This is a genomic window from Mariniluteicoccus flavus (assembly GCF_054776655.1).
In genome coordinates, this window is record NZ_BAAHBN010000001.1 from 702,023 (window position 1) to 721,084 (window position 19,062).

29 protein-coding genes are annotated in these 19,062 nt (G+C 67.8%); 5 read left to right on the top strand and 24 right to left on the bottom strand.

Going from position 1 to position 19,062, the window contains the following annotated elements; genetic code table 11:
• Nucleotides 1–4: 4 nt before the first annotated feature.
• A complete protein-coding gene (gene nrfH / locus ACYVAG_RS03440; protein ID WP_460766514.1) occupies nt 5–505 on the bottom strand; it encodes a cytochrome c nitrite reductase small subunit in 501 nt (166 codons plus the stop codon).
• Between the two features lie 231 nt (nt 506–736).
• Entirely contained in the window at nt 737–1,453 is a 717-nt protein-coding gene (locus ACYVAG_RS03445; RefSeq protein ID WP_460766517.1) for a response regulator, read from the bottom strand.
• A 173-nt stretch (nt 1,454–1,626) separates the two neighbouring features.
• Here ACYVAG_RS03445 and trmB point away from each other — a divergent pair, with 173 nt between their 5' ends.
• The 5 genes from trmB (at nt 1,627) to ACYVAG_RS03470 (ending at nt 4,812) form a co-directional block, all read left to right on the top strand.
• A complete protein-coding gene (gene trmB / locus ACYVAG_RS03450; RefSeq protein WP_460766520.1) occupies nt 1,627–2,349 on the top strand; it encodes a tRNA (guanosine(46)-N7)-methyltransferase TrmB in 723 nt (240 codons plus the stop codon).
• On the top strand, nt 2,346–3,155 hold the full coding sequence (gene truA / locus ACYVAG_RS03455; protein WP_460766522.1) for a tRNA pseudouridine(38-40) synthase TruA: 810 nt from the start codon (nt 2,346–2,348) through the stop codon (nt 3,153–3,155). Before trmB ends, truA begins: the two co-directional genes overlap by 4 nt.
• Complete coding sequence (locus tag ACYVAG_RS03460; protein WP_460766525.1) at nt 3,152–3,790, top strand: class I SAM-dependent methyltransferase; 639 nt, start codon at nt 3,152–3,154, stop codon at nt 3,788–3,790. The genes truA and ACYVAG_RS03460 overlap by 4 nt, the downstream gene beginning before the upstream one ends.
• Before the next feature lie 108 nt (nt 3,791–3,898).
• On the top strand, nt 3,899–4,087 hold the full coding sequence (locus tag ACYVAG_RS03465; RefSeq protein ID WP_460766527.1) for a CsbD family protein: 189 nt from the start codon (nt 3,899–3,901) through the stop codon (nt 4,085–4,087).
• A 116-nt stretch (nt 4,088–4,203) separates the two neighbouring features.
• On the top strand, nt 4,204–4,812 hold the full coding sequence (locus ACYVAG_RS03470) for a superoxide dismutase (protein WP_460766530.1): 609 nt from the start codon (nt 4,204–4,206) through the stop codon (nt 4,810–4,812).
• A gap of 125 nt (nt 4,813–4,937) precedes the next feature.
• Here the strand turns inward: ACYVAG_RS03470 and ACYVAG_RS03475 are convergent, their stop codons facing one another.
• The 22 genes from ACYVAG_RS03475 to ACYVAG_RS03580 form a co-directional block, all read right to left on the bottom strand.
• Nucleotides 4,938–5,603 carry an arylamine N-acetyltransferase gene (locus ACYVAG_RS03475; RefSeq protein ID WP_460766533.1) on the bottom strand — a complete coding sequence of 222 codons (666 nt, stop codon included), beginning with the start codon at nt 5,601–5,603 and terminating at the stop codon, nt 4,938–4,940.
• Nucleotides 5,600–6,781, bottom strand: a complete 1,182-nt coding sequence (locus ACYVAG_RS03480) for a glycosyltransferase (protein ID WP_460766536.1) — start codon at nt 6,779–6,781, stop codon at nt 5,600–5,602. The genes ACYVAG_RS03475 and ACYVAG_RS03480 overlap by 4 nt, the downstream gene beginning before the upstream one ends.
• Nucleotides 6,782–6,921: 140 nt before the next feature.
• Nucleotides 6,922–7,623 carry a 50S ribosomal protein L17, sunset domain variant gene (gene rplQ, locus ACYVAG_RS03485; protein WP_460766539.1) on the bottom strand — a complete coding sequence of 234 codons (702 nt, stop codon included), beginning with the start codon at nt 7,621–7,623 and terminating at the stop codon, nt 6,922–6,924.
• Nucleotides 7,624–7,674: 51 nt separating this feature from the next.
• The gene (locus ACYVAG_RS03490; protein WP_460766542.1) at nt 7,675–8,703 is read right to left on the bottom strand and encodes a DNA-directed RNA polymerase subunit alpha; all 1,029 of its coding nucleotides are present in this window, start codon (nt 8,701–8,703) and stop codon (nt 7,675–7,677) included.
• Nucleotides 8,704–8,827: 124 nt separating this feature from the next.
• Nucleotides 8,828–9,433 carry a 30S ribosomal protein S4 gene (gene rpsD, locus ACYVAG_RS03495; protein ID WP_460766544.1) on the bottom strand — a complete coding sequence of 202 codons (606 nt, stop codon included), beginning with the start codon at nt 9,431–9,433 and terminating at the stop codon, nt 8,828–8,830.
• Between the two features lie 25 nt (nt 9,434–9,458).
• On the bottom strand, nt 9,459–9,863 hold the full coding sequence (gene rpsK, locus ACYVAG_RS03500; protein WP_460766547.1) for a 30S ribosomal protein S11: 405 nt from the start codon (nt 9,861–9,863) through the stop codon (nt 9,459–9,461).
• A gap of 55 nt (nt 9,864–9,918) precedes the next feature.
• A complete protein-coding gene (rpsM, locus tag ACYVAG_RS03505) occupies nt 9,919–10,290 on the bottom strand; it encodes a 30S ribosomal protein S13 (RefSeq protein WP_460766550.1) in 372 nt (123 codons plus the stop codon).
• A 218-nt stretch (nt 10,291–10,508) separates the two neighbouring features.
• Complete coding sequence (gene rpmJ, locus ACYVAG_RS03510; protein WP_094363093.1) at nt 10,509–10,622, bottom strand: 50S ribosomal protein L36; 114 nt, start codon at nt 10,620–10,622, stop codon at nt 10,509–10,511.
• Nucleotides 10,623–10,710: 88 nt separating this feature from the next.
• Complete coding sequence (infA, locus tag ACYVAG_RS03515) at nt 10,711–10,932, bottom strand: translation initiation factor IF-1 (protein WP_460743921.1); 222 nt, start codon at nt 10,930–10,932, stop codon at nt 10,711–10,713.
• A 119-nt stretch (nt 10,933–11,051) separates the two neighbouring features.
• The gene (locus ACYVAG_RS03520; RefSeq protein ID WP_460766553.1) at nt 11,052–11,936 is read right to left on the bottom strand and encodes a GTP-binding protein LepA; all 885 of its coding nucleotides are present in this window, start codon (nt 11,934–11,936) and stop codon (nt 11,052–11,054) included.
• 19 nt (nt 11,937–11,955) lie between these two features.
• Nucleotides 11,956–12,333, bottom strand: a complete 378-nt coding sequence (locus tag ACYVAG_RS03525) for a DUF1707 SHOCT-like domain-containing protein (RefSeq protein ID WP_460766556.1) — start codon at nt 12,331–12,333, stop codon at nt 11,956–11,958.
• A gap of 102 nt (nt 12,334–12,435) precedes the next feature.
• Entirely contained in the window at nt 12,436–12,729 is a 294-nt protein-coding gene (locus ACYVAG_RS03530) for a GIY-YIG nuclease family protein (protein WP_460766559.1), read from the bottom strand.
• 279 nt (nt 12,730–13,008) lie between these two features.
• The gene (map, locus tag ACYVAG_RS03535) at nt 13,009–13,857 is read right to left on the bottom strand and encodes a type I methionyl aminopeptidase (protein ID WP_460766562.1); all 849 of its coding nucleotides are present in this window, start codon (nt 13,855–13,857) and stop codon (nt 13,009–13,011) included.
• Nucleotides 13,857–14,450 (bottom strand): adenylate kinase, encoded by a 594-nt coding sequence (locus tag ACYVAG_RS03540; protein ID WP_460766565.1) that lies wholly within the window; start codon nt 14,448–14,450, stop codon nt 13,857–13,859. The genes map and ACYVAG_RS03540 overlap by 1 nt, the downstream gene beginning before the upstream one ends.
• Nucleotides 14,447–15,742: a preprotein translocase subunit SecY gene (gene secY, locus ACYVAG_RS03545; protein ID WP_460766567.1), complete on the bottom strand. Its 1,296-nt coding sequence runs from the start codon at nt 15,740–15,742 to the stop codon at nt 14,447–14,449. Before secY ends, ACYVAG_RS03540 begins: the two co-directional genes overlap by 4 nt.
• 381 nt (nt 15,743–16,123) lie before the next feature.
• Nucleotides 16,124–16,564, bottom strand: coding sequence for a 50S ribosomal protein L15 (gene rplO, locus ACYVAG_RS03550; RefSeq protein WP_460766570.1), 441 nt, complete (start codon nt 16,562–16,564; stop codon nt 16,124–16,126).
• Between the two features lies 1 nt (nt 16,565).
• On the bottom strand, nt 16,566–16,748 hold the full coding sequence (gene rpmD, locus ACYVAG_RS03555; protein WP_460766573.1) for a 50S ribosomal protein L30: 183 nt from the start codon (nt 16,746–16,748) through the stop codon (nt 16,566–16,568).
• Nucleotides 16,748–17,389, bottom strand: a complete 642-nt coding sequence (rpsE, locus tag ACYVAG_RS03560) for a 30S ribosomal protein S5 (protein ID WP_460766575.1) — start codon at nt 17,387–17,389, stop codon at nt 16,748–16,750. Before rpsE ends, rpmD begins: the two co-directional genes overlap by 1 nt.
• Before the next feature lie 25 nt (nt 17,390–17,414).
• Nucleotides 17,415–17,798 (bottom strand): 50S ribosomal protein L18, encoded by a 384-nt coding sequence (gene rplR / locus ACYVAG_RS03565; RefSeq protein ID WP_460766832.1) that lies wholly within the window; start codon nt 17,796–17,798, stop codon nt 17,415–17,417.
• A 2-nt stretch (nt 17,799–17,800) separates the two neighbouring features.
• Nucleotides 17,801–18,343: a 50S ribosomal protein L6 gene (rplF, locus tag ACYVAG_RS03570; RefSeq protein WP_460766578.1), complete on the bottom strand. Its 543-nt coding sequence runs from the start codon at nt 18,341–18,343 to the stop codon at nt 17,801–17,803.
• Nucleotides 18,344–18,370: 27 nt separating this feature from the next.
• Complete coding sequence (rpsH, locus tag ACYVAG_RS03575; RefSeq protein ID WP_460766580.1) at nt 18,371–18,778, bottom strand: 30S ribosomal protein S8; 408 nt, start codon at nt 18,776–18,778, stop codon at nt 18,371–18,373.
• Between the two features lie 97 nt (nt 18,779–18,875).
• The gene (locus tag ACYVAG_RS03580) at nt 18,876–19,061 is read right to left on the bottom strand and encodes a type Z 30S ribosomal protein S14 (protein WP_460766585.1); all 186 of its coding nucleotides are present in this window, start codon (nt 19,059–19,061) and stop codon (nt 18,876–18,878) included.
• Nucleotide 19,062 lies beyond the last annotated feature (1 nt).

Consider the following 19,062-nt stretch of genomic DNA (forward strand, 5'->3'; position numbering starts at 1 on the left):
TCCCTCACCTCTTGTGACCGACTTCGTTGTGGCAGCGCAGGCAGTTGACCTGCTGGTCGTGGGACTTGGCGAGCCGCGGTCCCTCGATGTTGGAGACGAAGTCCTTGTGGCAGCGCAGGCAGTTCTCCTGCGTCGTGTGGCTGTTCATCTCGCGGATCTTGATGTTCTCCGGATACCACCCGGTGGTGAACTTCAGGGAGTGCCAGAAGCCGTTGTCGGCCTCCTCGTACGCCCACTTCACCGGGTTGTCCGCCGGCGAGTGGCAGTCCTGGCAGGTCGCCACGTTCTTGTGGCTCCCTTTCTCCCACCCGGCGTACTGCTCGTTCATCGAGTGGCACTGCTGGCACGACTTCGGGTCCTTGCCGAAATAGGCCCAGCCGTTCGCGTACCCGAAGGTGAACACCGCGACGCCGAACAGGATGCTGACCAAGAAGACGAGCACCGACATGAGCGCCTGTCGGGCGCCGCCCAGCAGGGCGATGGTCTTGTCGAGCAGACCGCGCATCGGGTCCTCCCATGATCAGTTCGCCGGTGGCATCGGTCAGTCCGAGCCACCCTGCGTCTGATCGTTCCGGTTCCTGGGTCGTGCGACCATCCCCCGGGGGATACATCTTTGGTATAACTGTGAAAAATCGCTCTTCGTCTCGCTGGCGCTCGCTCGGAGAACGTTCCGCAGAAGCGCTCGCTCGGAGAACGTTCCTTCACTTCCGCCCCGCTCGAGAGCGTCCGTCCCTTCTCAGTTCAGCGGTGCGCCCAGTCCCCGCTTCACGATGTACGCGGCCGCCTGGATGCGGTTGTACATGTGGAGCTTGTGCAGCGCGTTGTGCACGTGGTTCTTCACGGTGCCCTCGGTGATCGAGAGCCGACGGCCGATCTCCTTGTTGCTGAGGCCGTGGGCGACCAGCTGGAGGATCTCGAGCTCGCGGTGCGACAGCGAGTCCTCGGGGGCCGGCGCGTTGGCGCGCGCGGCGCTCGGCTCACAGCCCGTCTCGCGCAGGGCGGCGACGAGCCGGCCGACGAGCGACGGCGCGACCTGGGTCTGGCCCTGCAGGACGAGCCGGAGCTGGTCGAACAGCTCACCCGGGTGGAGGTCCTTGAGCAGGTAGCCGTTGACCCCGTGGCGCACCGCGCTCAGCAGCTGGTCGTCGTCGGCGCGCGCGCCGAGCATGACCACGCGTACGGGCGGGTGCTTGGCGCGCAGGATCGCGACGAGCTCGAGGTCGTCCATCACGCCCAGACCGGGGTCGAGGATCACCAGGTCGGGCGACAGCTCCTGGACGAGCTCGACCATCTCGGGGCCGGTGCCGGCCTCGCCGACGACCTCGAAGTCGGGCTGGGCGGCCAACAGGGCGCCGATCGCGTGCCGGAACAGGGGCTGGCCGTCGGCGACGACCACGCGGGCACAGGTGGGGGCACTGGCGCTGCGGTGCGGCGCGGGGGTGATGACCGTCATGGTCACGGGCTCCTCTCGGGGCTGTTCCCCCACTGTGGGGGGATGCCCTTGTACACGGGCAGTCTATGAACAGGCTGTGCCCGTCGGCACCTCTTCGGGACGAGACCTTCGTCATATTTCCCGGTTTCTCCTCGTCATTCGTACGCGGGCTCGCGCCGCTAGACTCCTGCCCCATGGACAGCCCTGAGCGCCCCGACCGCGTGCACCGCGAGATCGTGTCGTTCGTCCGCCGCAGCACCCGCATGAACCTCTCGCAGGAGAAGGCCTGGGCCGATCGCGAACGCTGGCTGGTCGACGTCCCGCGGCGCGAGACGACCACGTCGATCGCCCCCGAGGCCGATGTGGACTGGGGGGCCGTGTTCGGCCGCCGCGCGCCGCTGGTCGTCGAGATCGGCTGCGGCACCGGCGACGCGCTGAGCGTGATGGCCGATGCCCGCCCCGACCGTGACCACGTCGCGTTCGAGGTGTTCCGGCCCGCCCTGGCCTCGACGATCATCAAGGCGAAGCAGCGCGGGCTGACCAACGTGCGCCTCGTGGAGGCCGACGGCGTCGACGGGCTGCGTACGCTGTTCTCCCCCGGCACCGTCGACGAGGTCTGGACCTTCTTCCCCGACCCCTGGCACAAGGCGCGCCACGCGAAGCGCCGCCTGGTGTCGGCCGAACTCGGGGCGCTGGTCGCCTCGAGACTCGCCCCCGGCGGGACGTGGCACATCGCCACTGACTGGGAGGAGTACGCCGACCACTGCCGCGCCGTGCTCGACGACCATCCCGACCTGGTGAACCTCCACCACGACTGGGCGCCGCGCCTGGACGCGCGCCCCGTCACGAAATATGAGCAGCGAGGCATCGACCAGGGCCGCGCGGTGTTCGACCTGGCGTACGGGCGGCGCGCGTGAGGTGGCGGCTCGCGGTGGCGTACGACGGCACCGGGTTCTCGGGCTGGGCCAGCCAACCGGGGCTGCGCACGGTCCAGGGCGTGCTCGAGGAATGGATCGGCCAGGTGCTGCGCCTCGACGCCCCGGCCCAGCTCGTCTGTGCCGGACGCACCGACGCCGGCGTGCATGCGCGCGGGCAGGTCTGCCACCTCGACCTTCCCGACGACTGTGGCGCGGATCGCTTGCAGCACAGGCTTTTCCGCGTTCTCCCCGGCGACGTCGTGGTCGGCGACGTGCGCCCCGCCGCTCCGGGGTTCGACGCCCGATTCTCGGCGGTCTGGCGCAGGTACGCCTACCGCATCTCCGACCAGACGAGCGCCCCGGATCCCTTGCAGCGTGGACATGTCGTGCGCGTACGCGGACCCCTCGACGTCGAGGCGATGAACGCCGCCGCCCCCATTCTCCTTGGCCTGAAGGATTTCGCGCCGTTCTGCAAGCGTCGCGAGGGCGCGACGACGATCCGCACACTGACCGAGCTCCACGCCGCCCGCGCCGCCCGCGGCGACCTCGAGTTCACCGTCCGCGCCGACGCGTTCTGCCACTCGATGGTGCGCTCGCTGATGGGGGCGATGACCGAGATCGGGCGTGGCCACCGCGACGCCGACTGGCTGCGCGCCGTCATGGCGGCACCGGGGCGCGCGTCGACGATCCCCGTCATGCCGCCCCATGGCCTGTGCCTCGAGGAGGTCGGCTATCCGCCCGACGACGAGCTGGCCGCGCGGGCCGCGCGGGCCCGGACCATGCGCGAGGAGAGCGAGCTGTCATGAGCGACGAGCACGAGCAGGTGGGCCCGACCGACGGGGCGGGGCACTACTTCACCACCCCGGCCGGCCCCGAGAAGCGCCGCACGGTGCGGTTCGCGGTGTGGGGCACCGACTATGAGCTCACCACGGCGAACGGCGTCTTCTCGTTCGACGGCCTCGACCTCGGCACCGCGGTGCTGCTGCGCGAGACCGAGCCCCCTGCCGGCGCGCCACGCATCCTCGACCTCGGCTGCGGCTGGGGACCGATCGCGGTGGCCCTGGCCGACCACTGCCCCGGCGCGGTCGTCGACGCGGTCGACGTCAACGAGCGCGCCCTTCGGCTGTGCGCCGACAACGCGGCGGCGCTCGGGCTGGGCGACCGCGTACGCCCGCTCCTGCCGACCGAGGCCGACCCGGGCGCCGCGTACGACGAGATCTGGTCGAACCCGCCCATCCGGATCGGCAAGGACGCGCTGCACGACCTGCTCCTGACCTGGCTGCCGCGACTCGCACCGGGCGGCGTCGCGCGGCTGGTGGTCGGGAAGAACCTTGGCGCCGACTCGCTGCAACGGTGGCTCGGCGAGCAGGGCTGGGACTGCGCACGCACGGCCAGCGCGAAGGGGTTCCGGGTGTTCGCGGTGACGCGGCACGCAGGCTGAGCGGCGCGATCCCTCTCGGACCCACCCCCCCATGTCGACCTATTGACTCGCCGGGTTATCGTCTCCTGTACGGCAACCCGCCGCCCGAACGAGAGAACGGAGCAGGACATGGGGATCGACGACAAGCTGGGCAACTCGGCGCAGAACGCGGCCGGCAAGGTGAAGGAAGGCCTCGGCAAGGCGACCGACAACGAGCGCCTCGAGGCCGAGGGCCGCGGCGACCAGGGCTCGGCCAACGTGAAGCAGGCCGGCGAGAAGGTCAAGGACGCCGCGAAGGACGTCACCGACCGACGCTGAACCGGACCGAGCGGGGCCGGGAGTGTGCCGAACGGCACACCCCCGGCCCCGCCGCCGCGTACGGCCCCCATAGACTCGAGGGCGAACCAAAGTCCCCACGACTTCTAGGAGTGACGATGACGTACGAACTTCCCGACCTTCCCTATGACTACAGCGCCCTGGCCCCCCATATCGCGCCGGAGATCATGGAACTCCACCACAGCAAGCACCACGCGACCTACGTGAAGGGCGCGAACACCGCGGTGGAGAAGCTGGAGGAGGCGCGCGCCAAGGGTGACCTCGGCTACGTCAACCAGCTCACCCGCGACCTGGCCTTCAACCTCGGCGGCCACGTCAACCACTCGATCTTCTGGAAGAACCTGTCCCCCGAGGTCGGCGACAGGCCGACCGGCAACCTCGAGGTCGCCATCGACGAGTTCTTCGGCGGTTTCGACGCCTTCCAGAAGCACTTCACGGCTGCCGCGACCGGCATCCAGGGCTCCGGCTGGGCCGTCCTCGCGTGGGACGTGCTCGGCAAGCGCCTCAACGTCTTCCAGATGTATGACCAGCAGGCCCAGGTCCCCGAGGGCCAGGTCCCGGTCGTCCAGCTCGACATGTGGGAGCACGCGTTCTATCTGCAGTACAAGAACGTGAAGCCCGACTACGTCAAGGCGTGGTGGAACGTCGTGAACTGGGCCGACGCCCAGGAGCGCTTCGACAACGCGCAGGGCGCGAAGCTGGTCTGAGCGACCCCAGCGAACCCCAGGCGGGTCGGCCCTTCGGGGCCGGCCCGCTTTCGCGTGGTGACGTTCTCCGAGCGAGCGCCAGCGAGACGAGGAGCGTTCTCCGAGCAGGCTCGCGGGGCGAGGCGTCAGTCCTCTTCCTGCACCCGCTCCCCGAACGGCCGGTAGACCCAGCGTGGCAGGGGCTTGCCCGTCAACACCGAGCGCCATGCCTGGAACACCGTGAACAGCACCATGCCGTTGGTCGTGTTCAGGTAGGTGAAGGTCGTGAAGGGGTGGATCTCCGACACCGGCACGAACTCGACGTGTCCCGGGCGGTGGCTCGCGCGCCCCGCGCAGACCTCCTTCGACACCCCGTCGACCTCCACGCGGAGCCACGAGTGGCCCATGCGCCACCACGGGTTGTCGTCCTGGCGTACGCGACTCGCGTGGACGCGCTCGACCTCGAAGCCCAGCTCCTCGAGGATGCGGCCGAGCGCCGCGTTGTACTGGTTGCAGAACCCACGGCTGTTGCGGAACGCCAGCGCGGGACTCTCCCACAGGTTCAGGATCGAATAGCGCGTGAACTTCCGGAACACCAGCTGCTGCGCGTACGCCACCAGGTCCCAGCCCTCCAGACCGGTCGCCCGGCAGGCGGCGACGGCGTCCGCGAGCGTGCGTACGCCGTCGGGGGTCGCGCGCACCGGCGTCGGCGCCTTGACGATGGCCGGGGCGAGGGCCAGTGCGACGACTCCGGCAGTCCCGGCCACGGTGGTCATCAGCCGGTCGACCCTGGATCGCGTGCGGTCGGTCATGGGGTGCCTCCCCTGTCGAAGCGGTCGGTGTAGCGCTCGCGCAGCCGTTGGCTCCACACCGGGCGATAGGGCACCTCGGTGGCGAGTTGGGCGTGCAGGTCCAACATGCGCTCGACGCTACTCCCCCAGTCGTAGCGCTCGGCCTGGGCGCGGGCGGCCGGGCGTACGCGGGCCGGGTCTCGCGCCGCCAGTCGCTCGATGGCGTCGGCGATGCCGTGGGGGTCGGGCGAGCCCCACTCGCCGCAGTCGGTGGTGACCAACTCGCGGGCGCCGCCGCGGTTGCAGGTGACCACCGGCGTCCCGCAGGCCAGCGCCTCGAGCACCGCGAGGCCGAAGGTCTCGTTGGGACTCACCGACAGGGAGATGTCCGAGCGCGCGAAGGCCCGCGCGACCTCGTCCCTGCCGGACACGAACCCGTGGAACTCCACCGGCCCGTCGCCGGCGATCGCGCGCAGCTCGTCGGTGTCGGGCCCGTCGCCGAACACGTGCAGTTCGATGGGAGCCCCGCGGCGGGCGGCCTCGACCGCGGAGGCCACGGCCAGGTGGGGGCTCTTCTCGCGCGAGAGCCGCCCGACATAGCAGAGGCGGGTCACACCGTCATCGATCGGCGAGGCGAGGCCGGGGCGGAACGTCTCGAGGTCCACCCCGAGAGGAACGCGGACGAGGTTGGCGCCGGTGTTCACGAACTCGTCGGCCGCGTACTGGCTCGTGACGACCACCGCGTCGAACGCCTGCGCCAGGCGCCGGTTCAGCGCGCCGACGGCGCTCTCCACGCCGAACTGGCGACGGAACCAGCCCTTCAACATGCCATCGAGCCGCTCGTGGCTGAACAGCACTGAGCCGATGCCCCTGCGGCGTCCCCACCGCGCGACCGGCGACAGGGTCCACTTGTCGGAGACCTCGACGCTGGTCGGCCGGAACTGGTCGAGCACGTCCAGCGCGCGCCAGGGCTGGGCGATCATGCGGTACGCGGAGTTGGGCAGGTGGGGCGACTCGACGTGGACGATGACGCCGTCGGCCGTCTCCTCGTAGTGGTCGCGCTCCCCCGGCACCACGAGGATGCGCTCGTGGCCGGCCTCGACATAACCGTGGCCGAGGCGGTCGATGGCCGTGCGCATGCCGCCCGAGACGGGCCCGACGAAGTTCGCCAGCTGGGCGATACGCAGGGGAGAACTCACCGGATCAGCCTAGGGCCTTGCCCCTCACGCGAGGTGAGGCTCCACGATGGAGCCATGAGCGATTCACCCGAGCCGCTTTCACCCAAGCGAAACGCCCGCCCCGATCACTGATCGGGGCGGGCGCTGTCGTGGTCGAGGACTCAGGCGTCCTTGTCGGCCTTCTCGTCGGCGTCGTCCGCGTCGGCGGTCTTGCCGGCCATCGCGTCGGTGAAGCCGGCCTTCTCGGCGGCCGCGGCGGTCTTGAACCAGACCTCGGCGACGGTGGCGTCATACCAGCGCGACTCGGGCGTGTGGAACTTCATCGAGTCCTCGTTGCCCTTGATGTCGAAGCCGGCCGGCGGGTTCTCGCCGCGGAACGACTCGTCGCCGTACGGCTGCTCGGCGGCCCCGGTCGAGGTCTCCTCGACGGAGGTCTCCTCGGCCGGGGTCTCGACGACCTTCGCCGGTTTCGCCGCGGCCTGCGACTTGGCGGGCTTCTTCGCGACGGCCTCGGTCACGATCTCGATGATCGCCATGGGGGCGTTGTCGCCCTTGCGGGGGCCGATCTTCGTGATGCGGGTGTAGCCGCCCTCGCGCTCGGCCACGGCCGGGGCGATCTCGGTGAACAGGACGTGCAGGACGCCCTTGTCACGGATGTGGGTGGCGGCGAGGCGACGGGCGTGCAGGTCGCCGCGCTTGGCCTTCGTGATCAGCTTCTCCGCGAGCGGACGGACGCGCTTGGCCTTCGTCTCGGTCGTGGTGATGCGGCCATGCTCGAACAGCTGGGAAGCCAGGTTGTCGAGGATGATGCGCTCGTGGGCCGGCGTACCGCCGAGGCGGGGACCCTTGGTGGGCTTGGGCATGTCAGTTCTCCAGAAGTCGTGAGCGTGCGGGCACGCCCGGGGTCAGTGTGCTCAGTACTGCTCGGTCTCAGCGAAGTCGGCGTCGCCGTCCTCGCCCTCCTCGTCGTCGTAGCGGCCGATCGCGGTCATCGGGTCGAAGCCGGGAGCGGAGTCCTTCAGCGACAGGCCCATCTCGTGGAGCTTCAGCTTGACCTCGTCGATCGACTTCGAGCCGAAGTTGCGGATGTCGAGCAGGTCCTGCTCCGAGCGCGAGACGAGCTCGCTCACGGTGTGGATGCCCTCACGCTTGAGGCAGTTGTAGGACCGGACCGTCAGGTTGAGGTCCTCGACCGGCAGGGCCAGGTCGGCGGCGAGCTGCTCGTCGACGGGCGACGGGCCGATCTCGATGCCCTCGGCCTCGACGTTGAGCTCACGGGCCAGGCCGAACAGCTCGACCAGGGTGCGCCCGGCCGACGCGACGGCGTCGCGCGGGTGCATGGCCTGCTTGGTCTCGACGTCGACCACGAGGCGGTCGAAGTCGGTGCGCTGCTCGACGCGGGTGGCCTCCACCTTGTAGGTCACCTTCAGCACGGGCGAATAGATCGAGTCGACCGGGATGCGGCCGATCTCGGTCTCGCCCGACTTGTTCTGGGACGCCGACACATAGCCGCGGCCACGCTCGACGACGAGCTCCATCTCGAGTTTGCCGTTGTCGTTCAGGGTCGCGATGTGGAGGTCGGGGTTGTGCACCTCGACACCCGCGGGCGGAGCGATGTCGGCCGCCGTGACGGCGCCGGCGCCGGCCTTGCGGAGATACATGACCACCGGCTCGTCCTCCTCGGACGACACGACGAGGCCCTTGAGGTTGAGGATGATCTCGGTGACGTCCTCGACGACGCCGTCGATCGTCGAGAACTCATGGAGGTTCCCGTCGATCTTGATGCTGGTGACGGCCGCGCCCGGGATGGACGACAGCAGCGTGCGACGCAGCGAGTTGCCGAGGGTGTAGCCGAAGCCCGGCTCGAGGGGCTCGATGACGAACCGCGAACGGTATTCGTCGACGACCTCTTCGGAGAGGGACGGACGCTGTGCGATGAGCATTTCGTTTCCTTTCCGCGCCAACCACTATTTGAAAGCGCGAATCATGCGGGGGTCCAGGCGGGCGCCGGGACCGCGCGTACGCCCGGGCGCGAGATCGAAATCTCGCGACCGGGCGTACGAGGGATCACTTCGAGTAGAGCTCGACGATCAGCTGCTCCTGGACGTCCACCGTGATCTGCGCGCGAACGGGCAGCTGGTGGATGAGGATGCGCATCTGGTTCGGACGCGCGTCCATCCAGGCCGGGACCTCGCGCTCGCCGTGGGTCTCGCGAGCCACGACCAGCGGGTGGAGGTTGAGCGACTTCTCCTTGACGTCGATGACGTCGTGGGAGGAGACGCGGAACGACGGGATGTTCACCTTCTGGCCGTTGACCAGGAAGTGGCCGTGCACGACGAGCTGACGCGCCTGACGGCGGGTCGACGCGAAGCCGGCGCGGTAGATCACGTTGTCGAGACGCGACTCGAGGATCTGAAGCAGCGTGTCGCCGGTCTTGCCGGAGACACGGTGGGCCTCTTCGTAGTAGCGACGGAACTGCTTCTCGAGGACGCCGTAGGTGAAGCGCGCCTTCTGCTTCTCACGAAGCTGGAGGGCGTACTCCGAGTCCTTGGTGCGGCCGCGGCCGTGCATGCCGGGCGGGTAGGGGCGGCGCTCGAAGGCCTTGTCGTTGCCGACGAGGTCAGTGCCGAGTCGACGCGACTTCTTGGTCATGGGACCGGTGTAGCGAGCCATGGTTCAAATACTCCTCTTCAGCCGATCAGACGCGACGGCGCTTGGGCGGGCGGCAGCCGTTGTGCGGCACCGGGGTCACGTCGGAAATGGCGTTGACCTCGAGGCCGATCGCGGTCAGCGAGCGGATGGCGGTCTCACGGCCGGAGCCGGGACCCTTGACGAACACATCGACCTTCTTCATGCCGTGGTCCATGGCGCGACGACCGGCCGACTCGGCGGCCATCTGGGCGGCGAACGGGGTCGACTTGCGCGAGCCCTTGAAGCCGACCGTGCCCGCGGAGGCCCACGCGATGACGTGGCCGGTGGGGTCGGTGATCGAGATGATCGTGTTGTTGAACGTGGACTTGATGTGCGCCTGTCCGGCGACCACGTTCTTCTTCTCCTTGCGGCGCACCTTCTTGGCGCCGGTGTTGCGGCCTGCTGTAGCCATAAGTTTCTAGTTCTCCTGGAAGAGTGGTTTCACGCGTACGCGGGAAGTGACCGGGTCACTTCTTCTTCTTGCCGGCGACGGCCTTGCGCTTGCCCTTGCGCTGACGCGCGTTGGTGCGCGTGCGCTGGCCGTGCACGGGAAGACCGGCGCGGTGACGACGGCCCTGGTAGGAGCCGATCTCGATCTTGCGGCGGATGTCGGCAGCCACTTCGCGACGGAGGTCACCCTCGGTCTGGTAGTTGGCTTCGATGTGGTCACGCAGCGCGACGAGGTGTTCGTCGGTGAGCTCGTGTACGCGGAGGTCACCGGAGATTCCGGTGGCGTCCAGGGTCTCCAGGGCGCGGGTGCGACCCACGCCGAAGATGTAGGTGAGTGCGACCTCGAGGCGCTTGTCGCGCGGGAGGTCGACACCGATGAGGCGTGCCATCAGGCAGTGTCCCTTCGGATCCGGTCGTGGCGTCGGTTCCAGCGACGGTTGTCCACGATCCGCGGAGGTGTGTGGCGTGATGCGTCCGGAGTTCTTCCGGGCCCGGCCTCCGACCGGGCGTGAGCCCCGCACAGGTGCGGGATTGGCATCACGTTGTGTGGATGTTCAGTTGTCAAGACGGGTGCTCTGCGGGCCGTCCGCTCCGCAGTGCCAGATGCTCAGCCCTGGCGCTGCTTGTGGCGCGGGTTGTCGCAGATCACCATCACGCGACCGTGGCGACGGATCACCTTGCACTTGTCGCACATCTTCTTGACGCTCGGCTTAACCTTCATCGAGCAACCTTCTGATTCGAGGCAGGCCGCAGGGCGGCGTACCTGTGATGGATGATTGACCGCCCCGACAGGGGCGGCCGGACTGTGATCACTTGTGGCGGTAGACGATGCGTCCGCGATTGAGGTCGTAGGCAGAGATCTCGACGACCACGCGGTCGGCCGGAAGGATGCGGATGTAGTGCTGCCGCATCTTGCCGCTGATCTGGGCGAGCACCTTGTGACCATTGGCCAGCTCAACGCGGAACATCGCGTTGGGCAGGGCCTCGACCACGGTGCCCTCCATCTCGAGGAAACCCTCTTTCTTCGACATGTACTCTCAATCTGTCCGGTGGTTGGGGACGTCAGGATGCATCGGCCAACCGGCATGGGTGACCGACGTGACACTCTACGCCAATTGCTTGACGTGACCCAAATCGTGTGTGTAGGGGCTCAGGCGAAGGCCAGGCGTGGGTTCATGCCACGCTCGCGGTAGAGGTCCACCGACTCCCGCAGCGCGGCGAGGATGTAGGGCGGGAACTCCATGCCACGCCGATTCGCCCACAGCAGTCTGGCCTCCAGACGGCCGATCTCCCGGGCGTACGCCTCCAACTCGTCGTGGATGTCCAGCTCCACGATCACGCCGCCCATGTCGATCTTGAACTCCTTGACGCCGTTGACGCCGACGAGCATGTAGGAGGTCGACCGGAGCTGGCGGGCCAGGAACATCTGCCACGGCTTGAGGACGCCGCTCTGCACGAGCGAGGTCGCCGACATCGCGTAGAAGGCGAAGTGGCCGGGTTCCTGCCGCTTGATGGGCTCGACGACGGTGCGGGCCAGAGGCTCCTCCCCCATCGCCATGAGTCCCTTGGCGAAGGTGTTGTACGCGAGGGTGGCCTGACGCTCGGTGGAGGCCCCCGTCAAGTAGTAGAGGAGGCGGGTCACGTCCTGGATCGGGTCGAGGTGGGACAGCGCGCCGAGGACCTTCATCGACATCTGGATCTCGAGCATGGGCTCGGCCGGGGCCATGCCGAGGTCGGTTTGGACCCGGTCGAGGATCAACCCGTGCTGGATCTCCTGGGGTTGCCAGACGTCTTGGTAGAAGAGGCGGTCGACCTCGCTGACGTCGGGCAGGAGCACGAGCAGTTCGAGGACGTTCCGGTCGACCTCGAGTTCGACGCGCGCGAGGTAGTCGAGCACGTGGCTGTAGCGCTGCCGGACGAGGCGGGGGGCGTGGATGGTGCGGTCGACCGACCCCATGGAGATCGGGGGGTGCTGTTCGCCGAGTCGCTGGACGTGGTCCAGGATCTTCTGTTCGGTGATGAGGTCTGCGCCCACGTGACGATTGTAGCGTCGGTCAGAAGGCGATGAGCAGGCCCAGGATCAGGGCGATGATGAAGGCCAGTCCGCCGAGCGCGCCCACGACGACCATGGTCTGCCGGTTGCTCGGTTTGCGCCCCTCGGCCAGCTCGCCGGGCCGCCCGCCGGACGCCTGGGCCACGATGGCCGGGGTGTTGTGGGACATGGGCTTGCCGAGGGCCTCGACGACGGGGGCGAGCTCGCCGAGGTTCTGGGCGTCGAAGACCTGGTTGAGCAGCTGGTCGTACTGGTCCTGGTCGACCTTGCCGTCGGTGAACGCCTGGTTCAGCTGGGTGCTCAGGTCGTTCCGCTCGGCCTCGGGAACGGGATCGTTCGGCCGGCTGCGGTATTTCGAGGAGATCGGAAGGTTGCTCACAGGACCGAGCGTACCCGGCCGCCGTTCTCCGAGCGAGGAGCCCGAACGCCCTCCGAGCGAGCGCAGCGAGTCGAGGAGCACCCACTGATTCGCCCTGTGCACTTACCCTCTCATCCGCTTCCGTGACCTGGCCGAGTATCCGCCGAGGTCGTTGAGCCGCCCCTCGGCCAGCGCCAAGCGCTTCCCGCGGTTCCAACCGTGCAGTCGGCGCTCGGCGTCCCAGGCTTCGTCGATGCGCTCGAATTCCTGGGCCCAGATCAGTTGGACGGGTCGTCGATCCCTGGTGTACGCGCCCGCTAGTCCGTTGTGGTGCTCCATCAGGCGCGCGTCGAGATTCCTGGTGCTACCGACGTAGGTCGAGCCATCGGCGCAGGTCAACATGTAGGTCCATGGCATGACTCAAGTCTTGTGGGCCATCAAGGCCGGTGGGCGCCCGCGACGAAGATCTGTGGATAACTCTGACCCGCTCCTCGACTCGCTGACGCTCGCTCGGAGAACGAAAGTCCCCGCTCCTCGTCTCGCTGGCGCTCGCTCGGAGAACGAAAGTCCCCGCTCCTCGACTCGCTCCGCTCGCTCGGAGAACGGAGGTCCCGGCTCCTCGACTCGCTCCGCTCGCTCGGAGAACGAAGGTCCCCGCTCCTCGTCTCGCTGACGCTCGCTCGGAGAACGTCGGTGTCAGTCGGCCAGCGGGCCGAACGGTACGCCCAGGCGCTTCAGTTCGGACTCGCCCCCGTCGGCAGCCGTCAGCACCCACACGCCCGTCCGCGTGACCGTCATCGTGTGCTCCCAGTGGCAGGCCACCGAGCCGTCCCGCGTCACCACGGTCCAGTCGTCGGCCAGCGTCTCGTTGTCGGGCGAGCCCAGCGTCAGCATGGGTTCCACCGCGAGGCACAGGCCCTCGACGATCTTCGGCGTACGCCCGCCCACGCGGTAGTTGTGGACGTCCGGCGGCTGGTGCATGGCCGAGCCGATGCCGTGGCCCACGAACTCCTCCACGATTCCGTACTCGACGGGCTGCTCGGTGACGTAGTCGTCGATGGCGGCGGAGATGTCGCCGACCCGTCCGCCCAGGCGCGCCGCGGCGATGCCCCTCCACAGCGACTCGCGGGTCACATCGCTCAGCGTCTGGAGCTCCGCGGTCGGCGTACCGACGAAGACGGAACGCGCCGAGTCGCCGTGCCAACCGTCGACGATCGCGCCGCAGTCGATCGACACCAGGTCACCGTCGGCGAGCAGCCGCTCCCCCGGCACGCCGTGGACGATCTCCTCGTTGACCGAGATGCAGACGACACCCTGGAAGCCACCCCGACCGCGCGCATCAGCGCCATAGTCGAGGAAGGACGGCACCGCACCGGCAGACCGGATCACGTCCTCCGCCACGGCGTTGACCTCGGCGGTCGTCGCGCCGGGGCGCGCCGCCCCGCAGGCCGCCGTCAGCGCGCGCTCGACCACAAGGCCCGCGCGGCGCATGACGCGGATCTGGTCGGGGGTCTTGACCTCGATGCCGCGACCGGGTCCGCGCATCATTCGCCGTTGAGGTGGGTGTCCAGCGCGTCGGTGATGCGGTCGGAGACCTCGTCGATCTCACCGAGGCCGTCGACGGCGACGAGGAGGCCGCGGTCGGCGTACACCTTCAGCAGGTCGGCGGTCTGGGCGACGTAGACCTCCTGGCGCTTGCGGATGGTGGCCTCGTTGTCGTCGGCGCGGCCGTCGGTCTCGGCACGCTTCAGGAGGCGCTCCACCAGGGCGTCCTGGTCGGCCTCGAGCGAGATGACGGCGTCGAGCTTCTCGCCGCGCTCGGCGAGGATGGCGTCGAGGGCGTCGACCTGGCCGGCCGTACGCGGGTAGCCGTCCAGCAGGAAGCCGTCCTTGGCATCGGCCTCGTCGAGGCGCTCGGCGACGATGCGGTTGGTGATCTCGTCGGAGACGTAGCCGCCGCCGTCCATGATCTCCTTGACCTCGAGCGCCAGCGGTGAGGCCGTCTTCTCATCGGCCTTGGAGATGGCCCGGAAGATGTCGCCGGTGGAGATCGCGGGGATGCCGAAGGCCTCGGCGATGCCCTTGGCCTGGGTGCCCTTGCCGGCACCGGGCGGACCCATGATGAGGAGACGCGTCAACGGAGGAACCCTTCATAGTTTCGCTGCTGGAGCTTCGACTCGATCTGCTTCACGGTGTCGAGGCCGACGCCCACGATGATGAGGAGCGACGTGCCGCCGAACGGGAAGTTCTGGTTGGCCTTGAGCGCAATGAAGGCGATCGAGGGGATCAGGGAGATGAGGCCCAGATAGAGGGCGCCCGGGAACGTCAGGCGGGACAGCACGAAGCCGAGGTATTTCTCGGTCGGCCTGCCGGCGCGGATGCCGGGGATGAAGCCGCCGTACTTCTTCATGTTGTCGGCGACCTCGACCGGGTCGAACGTGATCGCCACATAGAAGTAGGCGAAGAACACGATCAGGAGGAAGAAGATGAGCATGTAGATCGGGCTCGACCCGGTGACGAAGTGGCTCTGGATCCAGCTGGAGGCCGCGTCGTTCGGGCGGAACTGCGCGTACAGCGACGGCAGGTAGAGCATCGAGGACGCGAAGATGACCGGGATGACGCCGGCCTGGTTCACCTTGAGCGGGATGTAGGTCGTGGTGCCGCCGAACATGCGGCGACCGACCATGCGCTTGGCGTACTGCACCGGGATGCGGCGCTGGCCGAGCTCCATGAAGATGACGCCGGCCATGACCAGGAGGCCGATGGCGAGGACCATGATGAAGGCGGCCACGCCGTTCTTCTGCTTGACGTCCCACAGGGCCGTCGGGAAGGTCGCCGCGATCTGGGTGAAGATCATGATGGACATGCCGTTGCCGAGCCCGCGCTCGGTGACGAGCTCGCCGAGCCACATCACGATGCCGGTGCCGGCGGTCATCGTCATGATCATCACGATGATCGGGAAAATGTCCTTGGAATAGACGATGCCGGTGCAGCCCTGGAAGAGCTGGTCGTTGACCGCCAGGGTGACGAACGCGGTCGAGTTGAGCACGGCCAGCACCAGGGTCAGATAGCGCGTGTACTGCGTGATCGTGTTCTGACCCGACGCGCCCTCCTTCTTCAGCGCCTCGAGACGCGGGATGACCACGGTCAGCAGCTGCAGGATGATCGACGCCGTGATGTAGGGCATGATCCCCAGCGCGAAGATCGCGAGCTGGAGGAGGGCGCCACCGGAGAAGAGGTTCACCAGCGAATAGAGGCCGGCCTGCTCACCCGCCGCCATCATCTTGCGGCAGACATCGACCTGCTGGATGTTGACGTTCGGAGTCGGGATGACCGAGCCCAGGCGGAAGACCACGAGGATCATCAGCGTGAACAAGATCTTCTTCCGAAGATCCGGCGTCTTGAACGCGTTAGCGAAGGCGGAAAGCACCGGGCCCTCTCCTGAGTGACTGACGGGCATGCGTGAGCACGCGTCACCGAATTGGCAACCCGGGCAGCGTAGCAAGCGGGGGCGCAAAACAAAGAACTGAAGAAGAGGCTTCGACTCGCTGGCGCTCGCTCAGCCAACGTGGAAGCCACGCTCGCTCAGCCAACGGGGAGCCGCGCCCACTCAACCAACGTGAAAGCCGCGCTCGCTCAACCAACGCGGGAGCCGCGCCCACTCAACCAACGTGGAAGCCGCGCTCGCTCAGCCAACGTGGGAGCCACGCTCGCTCAGCCAACGTGGGAGCCGCGCTCGCTCAGCCAACGATGGTACGCAGAACGCCGCGGCCCCGGATCACTCCCGGGCCGCGGCGTTGGTCAGCGGAAATCAGCGCTCGTTGGCCGAGCCGCCCGCCTTCTCGATCTTGTCCTTCGCGGTGGACGAGAACTTGTCGGCGGTCACCTGGACCGCGACGGTGATCTCGCCGTTGCCGAGGACCTTGACCGGCAGACCGGAGCGCACGGCGCCCTTCGCCACCAGGTCATCGACCCCGACCTTGCCACCGTTGGGGAACAGCTCGTTCAGCTTGGTCAGGTTCACGACCTGGTATTCCGTGCGGAACGGGTTCTTGAAACCACGAAGCTTCGGCACACGCATGTGCATCGGCATCTGGCCACCCTCGAAGTTCTCGGGGGTGTTCTTGCGAGCGCCGGTGCCCTTGGTGCCACGTCCGGCGGTCTTGCCCTTGGAGCCCTCGCCTCGACCCACGCGGGTCTTGGCGGTCTTGGCGCCCGGGGCGGGGCGAAGGTGATGGACCTTCAGTGCCATGTCAGTCGACCTCCTCGACGCTGATCAGGTGCGTCACAGTGTTGAGCATCCCGCGGATCTCGGGACGGTCCTCCTTGACGGCCACGTCGCCGATGCGCTTCAAGCCGATGGTACGCAGCGTGTCGCGCTGGTTCTGCTTGCAGCCGATCCCGGAACGGGTCTGGGTCACCTTGAGACGAGCCATCAGTTGGCCTCCTCTTCCGGCTTGGCCTGCTGGGCGCGAAGGAGGGCGGCGGGGACGACGTCCTCGATCGCCATGCCGCGACGCTTGGCCACGGCGGCAGGCTCCTCCAGGCCCTGCAGGGCGGCGACAGTGGCGTGCACCACGTTGATCGCGTTCGCCGAGCCGAGCGACTTGGCGAGCACGTCGTGGATGCCGGCGCACTCGAGCACGGCGCGGCACGAGCCGCCCGCGATGACGCCCGTACCGGGCGACGCCGGACGCAGCATGACGACGCCTGCGGCCTTCTCACCCTGGACGGGGTGGGGAATGGTGCCCTGGACGCGGGGGACGCGGAAGAAGTGCTTCTTCGCCTCCTCGACACCCTTGGCGATCGCCGCGGGCACCTCCTTGGCCTTGCCGTAGCCCACGCCGACCATGCCTTCGCCGTCACCGACGACGACCAGGGCGGTGAAGCTGAAGCGACGACCACCCTTCACGACCTTCGCCACGCGGTTGATGTCAACCACGCGCTCGATGTAAAGGCTCTTCTCTTCGCGCTGCTGGCCCCCACGACGGTCATCGCGGCCGCGACGCTCGCCGTTGCCTCCACGACCACCCTGCTGGCCTCGGCCCTGGGTGCTCTGGGTAGCGGTGTTGCTCATCGCTATCTCCTCGTATCCGTCGTTCTCAGAAGTCCAGACCGCCCTCGCGTGCGCCGTCAGCCAGCGCCGCGATGCGACCGTGGTACTTGTTGCCAGCGCGGTCGAAGACCACGCTCTCGATGCCGGCCTGCTTCGCGCGATCCGCGAGCAGCCCACCAACCTTCTTCGCCTTCTCCGACTTGTCGCCGTCGAGGGTGCGCAGGTCGGCCTCCATGGTGGAGGCCGAGGCCAGCGTCACGCCGCGGTAGTCGTCGATCACCTGGGCGAAGACGTGCTTCGCCGAGCGCGAGACGACCAGGCGCGGACGCTCCGCCGAGCCGAACAGCTTCTTGCGGCCGCGGACCTGACGACGGGTGCGCGAGGCAGCCTTCGGGGACATGCCCTTGTTGTTGGACAGTGCGATTCCCATGATCACTTACCAGCCTTTCCGACCTTGCGGCGAACGTGCTCGCCGGCGTACCGCACACCCTTGCCCTTATAGGGCTCCGGCTTGCGGATCTTGCGGATGTTGGCCGCAACCTCACCGACGGTCTGCTTGTCGATGCCCTGCACCGCGAACTTGGTCGGGTTCTCGACGGTGAACGTGATGCCTTCCGGCGCGTTCACGACGACGGGGTGCGAGAAGCCGAGGTTGAACTCGAGCTGCTGCGGGCCCTTCGCCATGACGCGGTAGCCGACGCCCACGATCTCGAGCTTCTTCTCGTAGCCCTCGGTGACGCCCTGGACCATGTTGGCGACCAGGGTGCGGGTCAGGCCGTGGAGCGAGCGGCTCACGCGCTCGTCGTTGGGACGCGACACCTCGATCTCGCCGGACTCGGCCCGGGCGATGATGATGGGGTTCGGGACGGTGTGGGTCAACTGGCCCTTGGGGCCCTTGACCTGGACGTCCTGTCCGTCAATGGTGATCTCGACACCCGACGGGACTGCAATCGGCATCTTGCCAATGCGCGACATTCTCTGTCTCCTCTCGTGTTTGTCGGATCACCAGACGTAGGCGAGGACTTCCCCGCCAACGCTCTTGGAGTTGGCATCACGATCGGTCAGGAGGCCCTGAGAGGTCGAGATGATGGCAATGCCGAGGCCGCCGAGCACCTTGGGGAGCTCGTTGGACTTGGCGTACACGCGCAGGCCGGGCTTCGAGATCCGGCGTACGCCGGCGATCGAACGCTCACGGTTCTGGCCGTACTTCAGCGTGATGGTCAGCGACTTGCCGACCTCGCCCTCGCCGGGCTCAGCGACCTCGAAGTCGCTGATGTAGCCCTGCTCCTTGAGGATCTGGGCGATGCCCACCTTGATCTTCGAGTGGGGCATGGAGGTCGAGTCGTGGTACGCCTGATTGGCGTTTCGCAGACGCGTCAGCATGTCTGCGATGGGATCAGTCATCGTCATGGCTTGGAAGCCTCTTTCTCGCAGTGGTTTCCGTCCGGGCAACCGGAGGTCTCCCGAGGGACCTGCTGCGGGTTATGTGAAAAGTGGTTGGTGGGGTTCACCAGGAGGACTTGGTCACACCGGGCAGGTTGCCGGCGTGGGCCATCTCGCGGAGGCAGACTCGGCACAGGCCGAACTTGCGGAACACGGCCTTGGGACGGCCGCACTTCTGGCACCGGGTGTAGCCGCGAACGGCGAACTTCGGCTTGCGGGACTGCTTGACCTTCAGAGCTGTCTTAGCCATG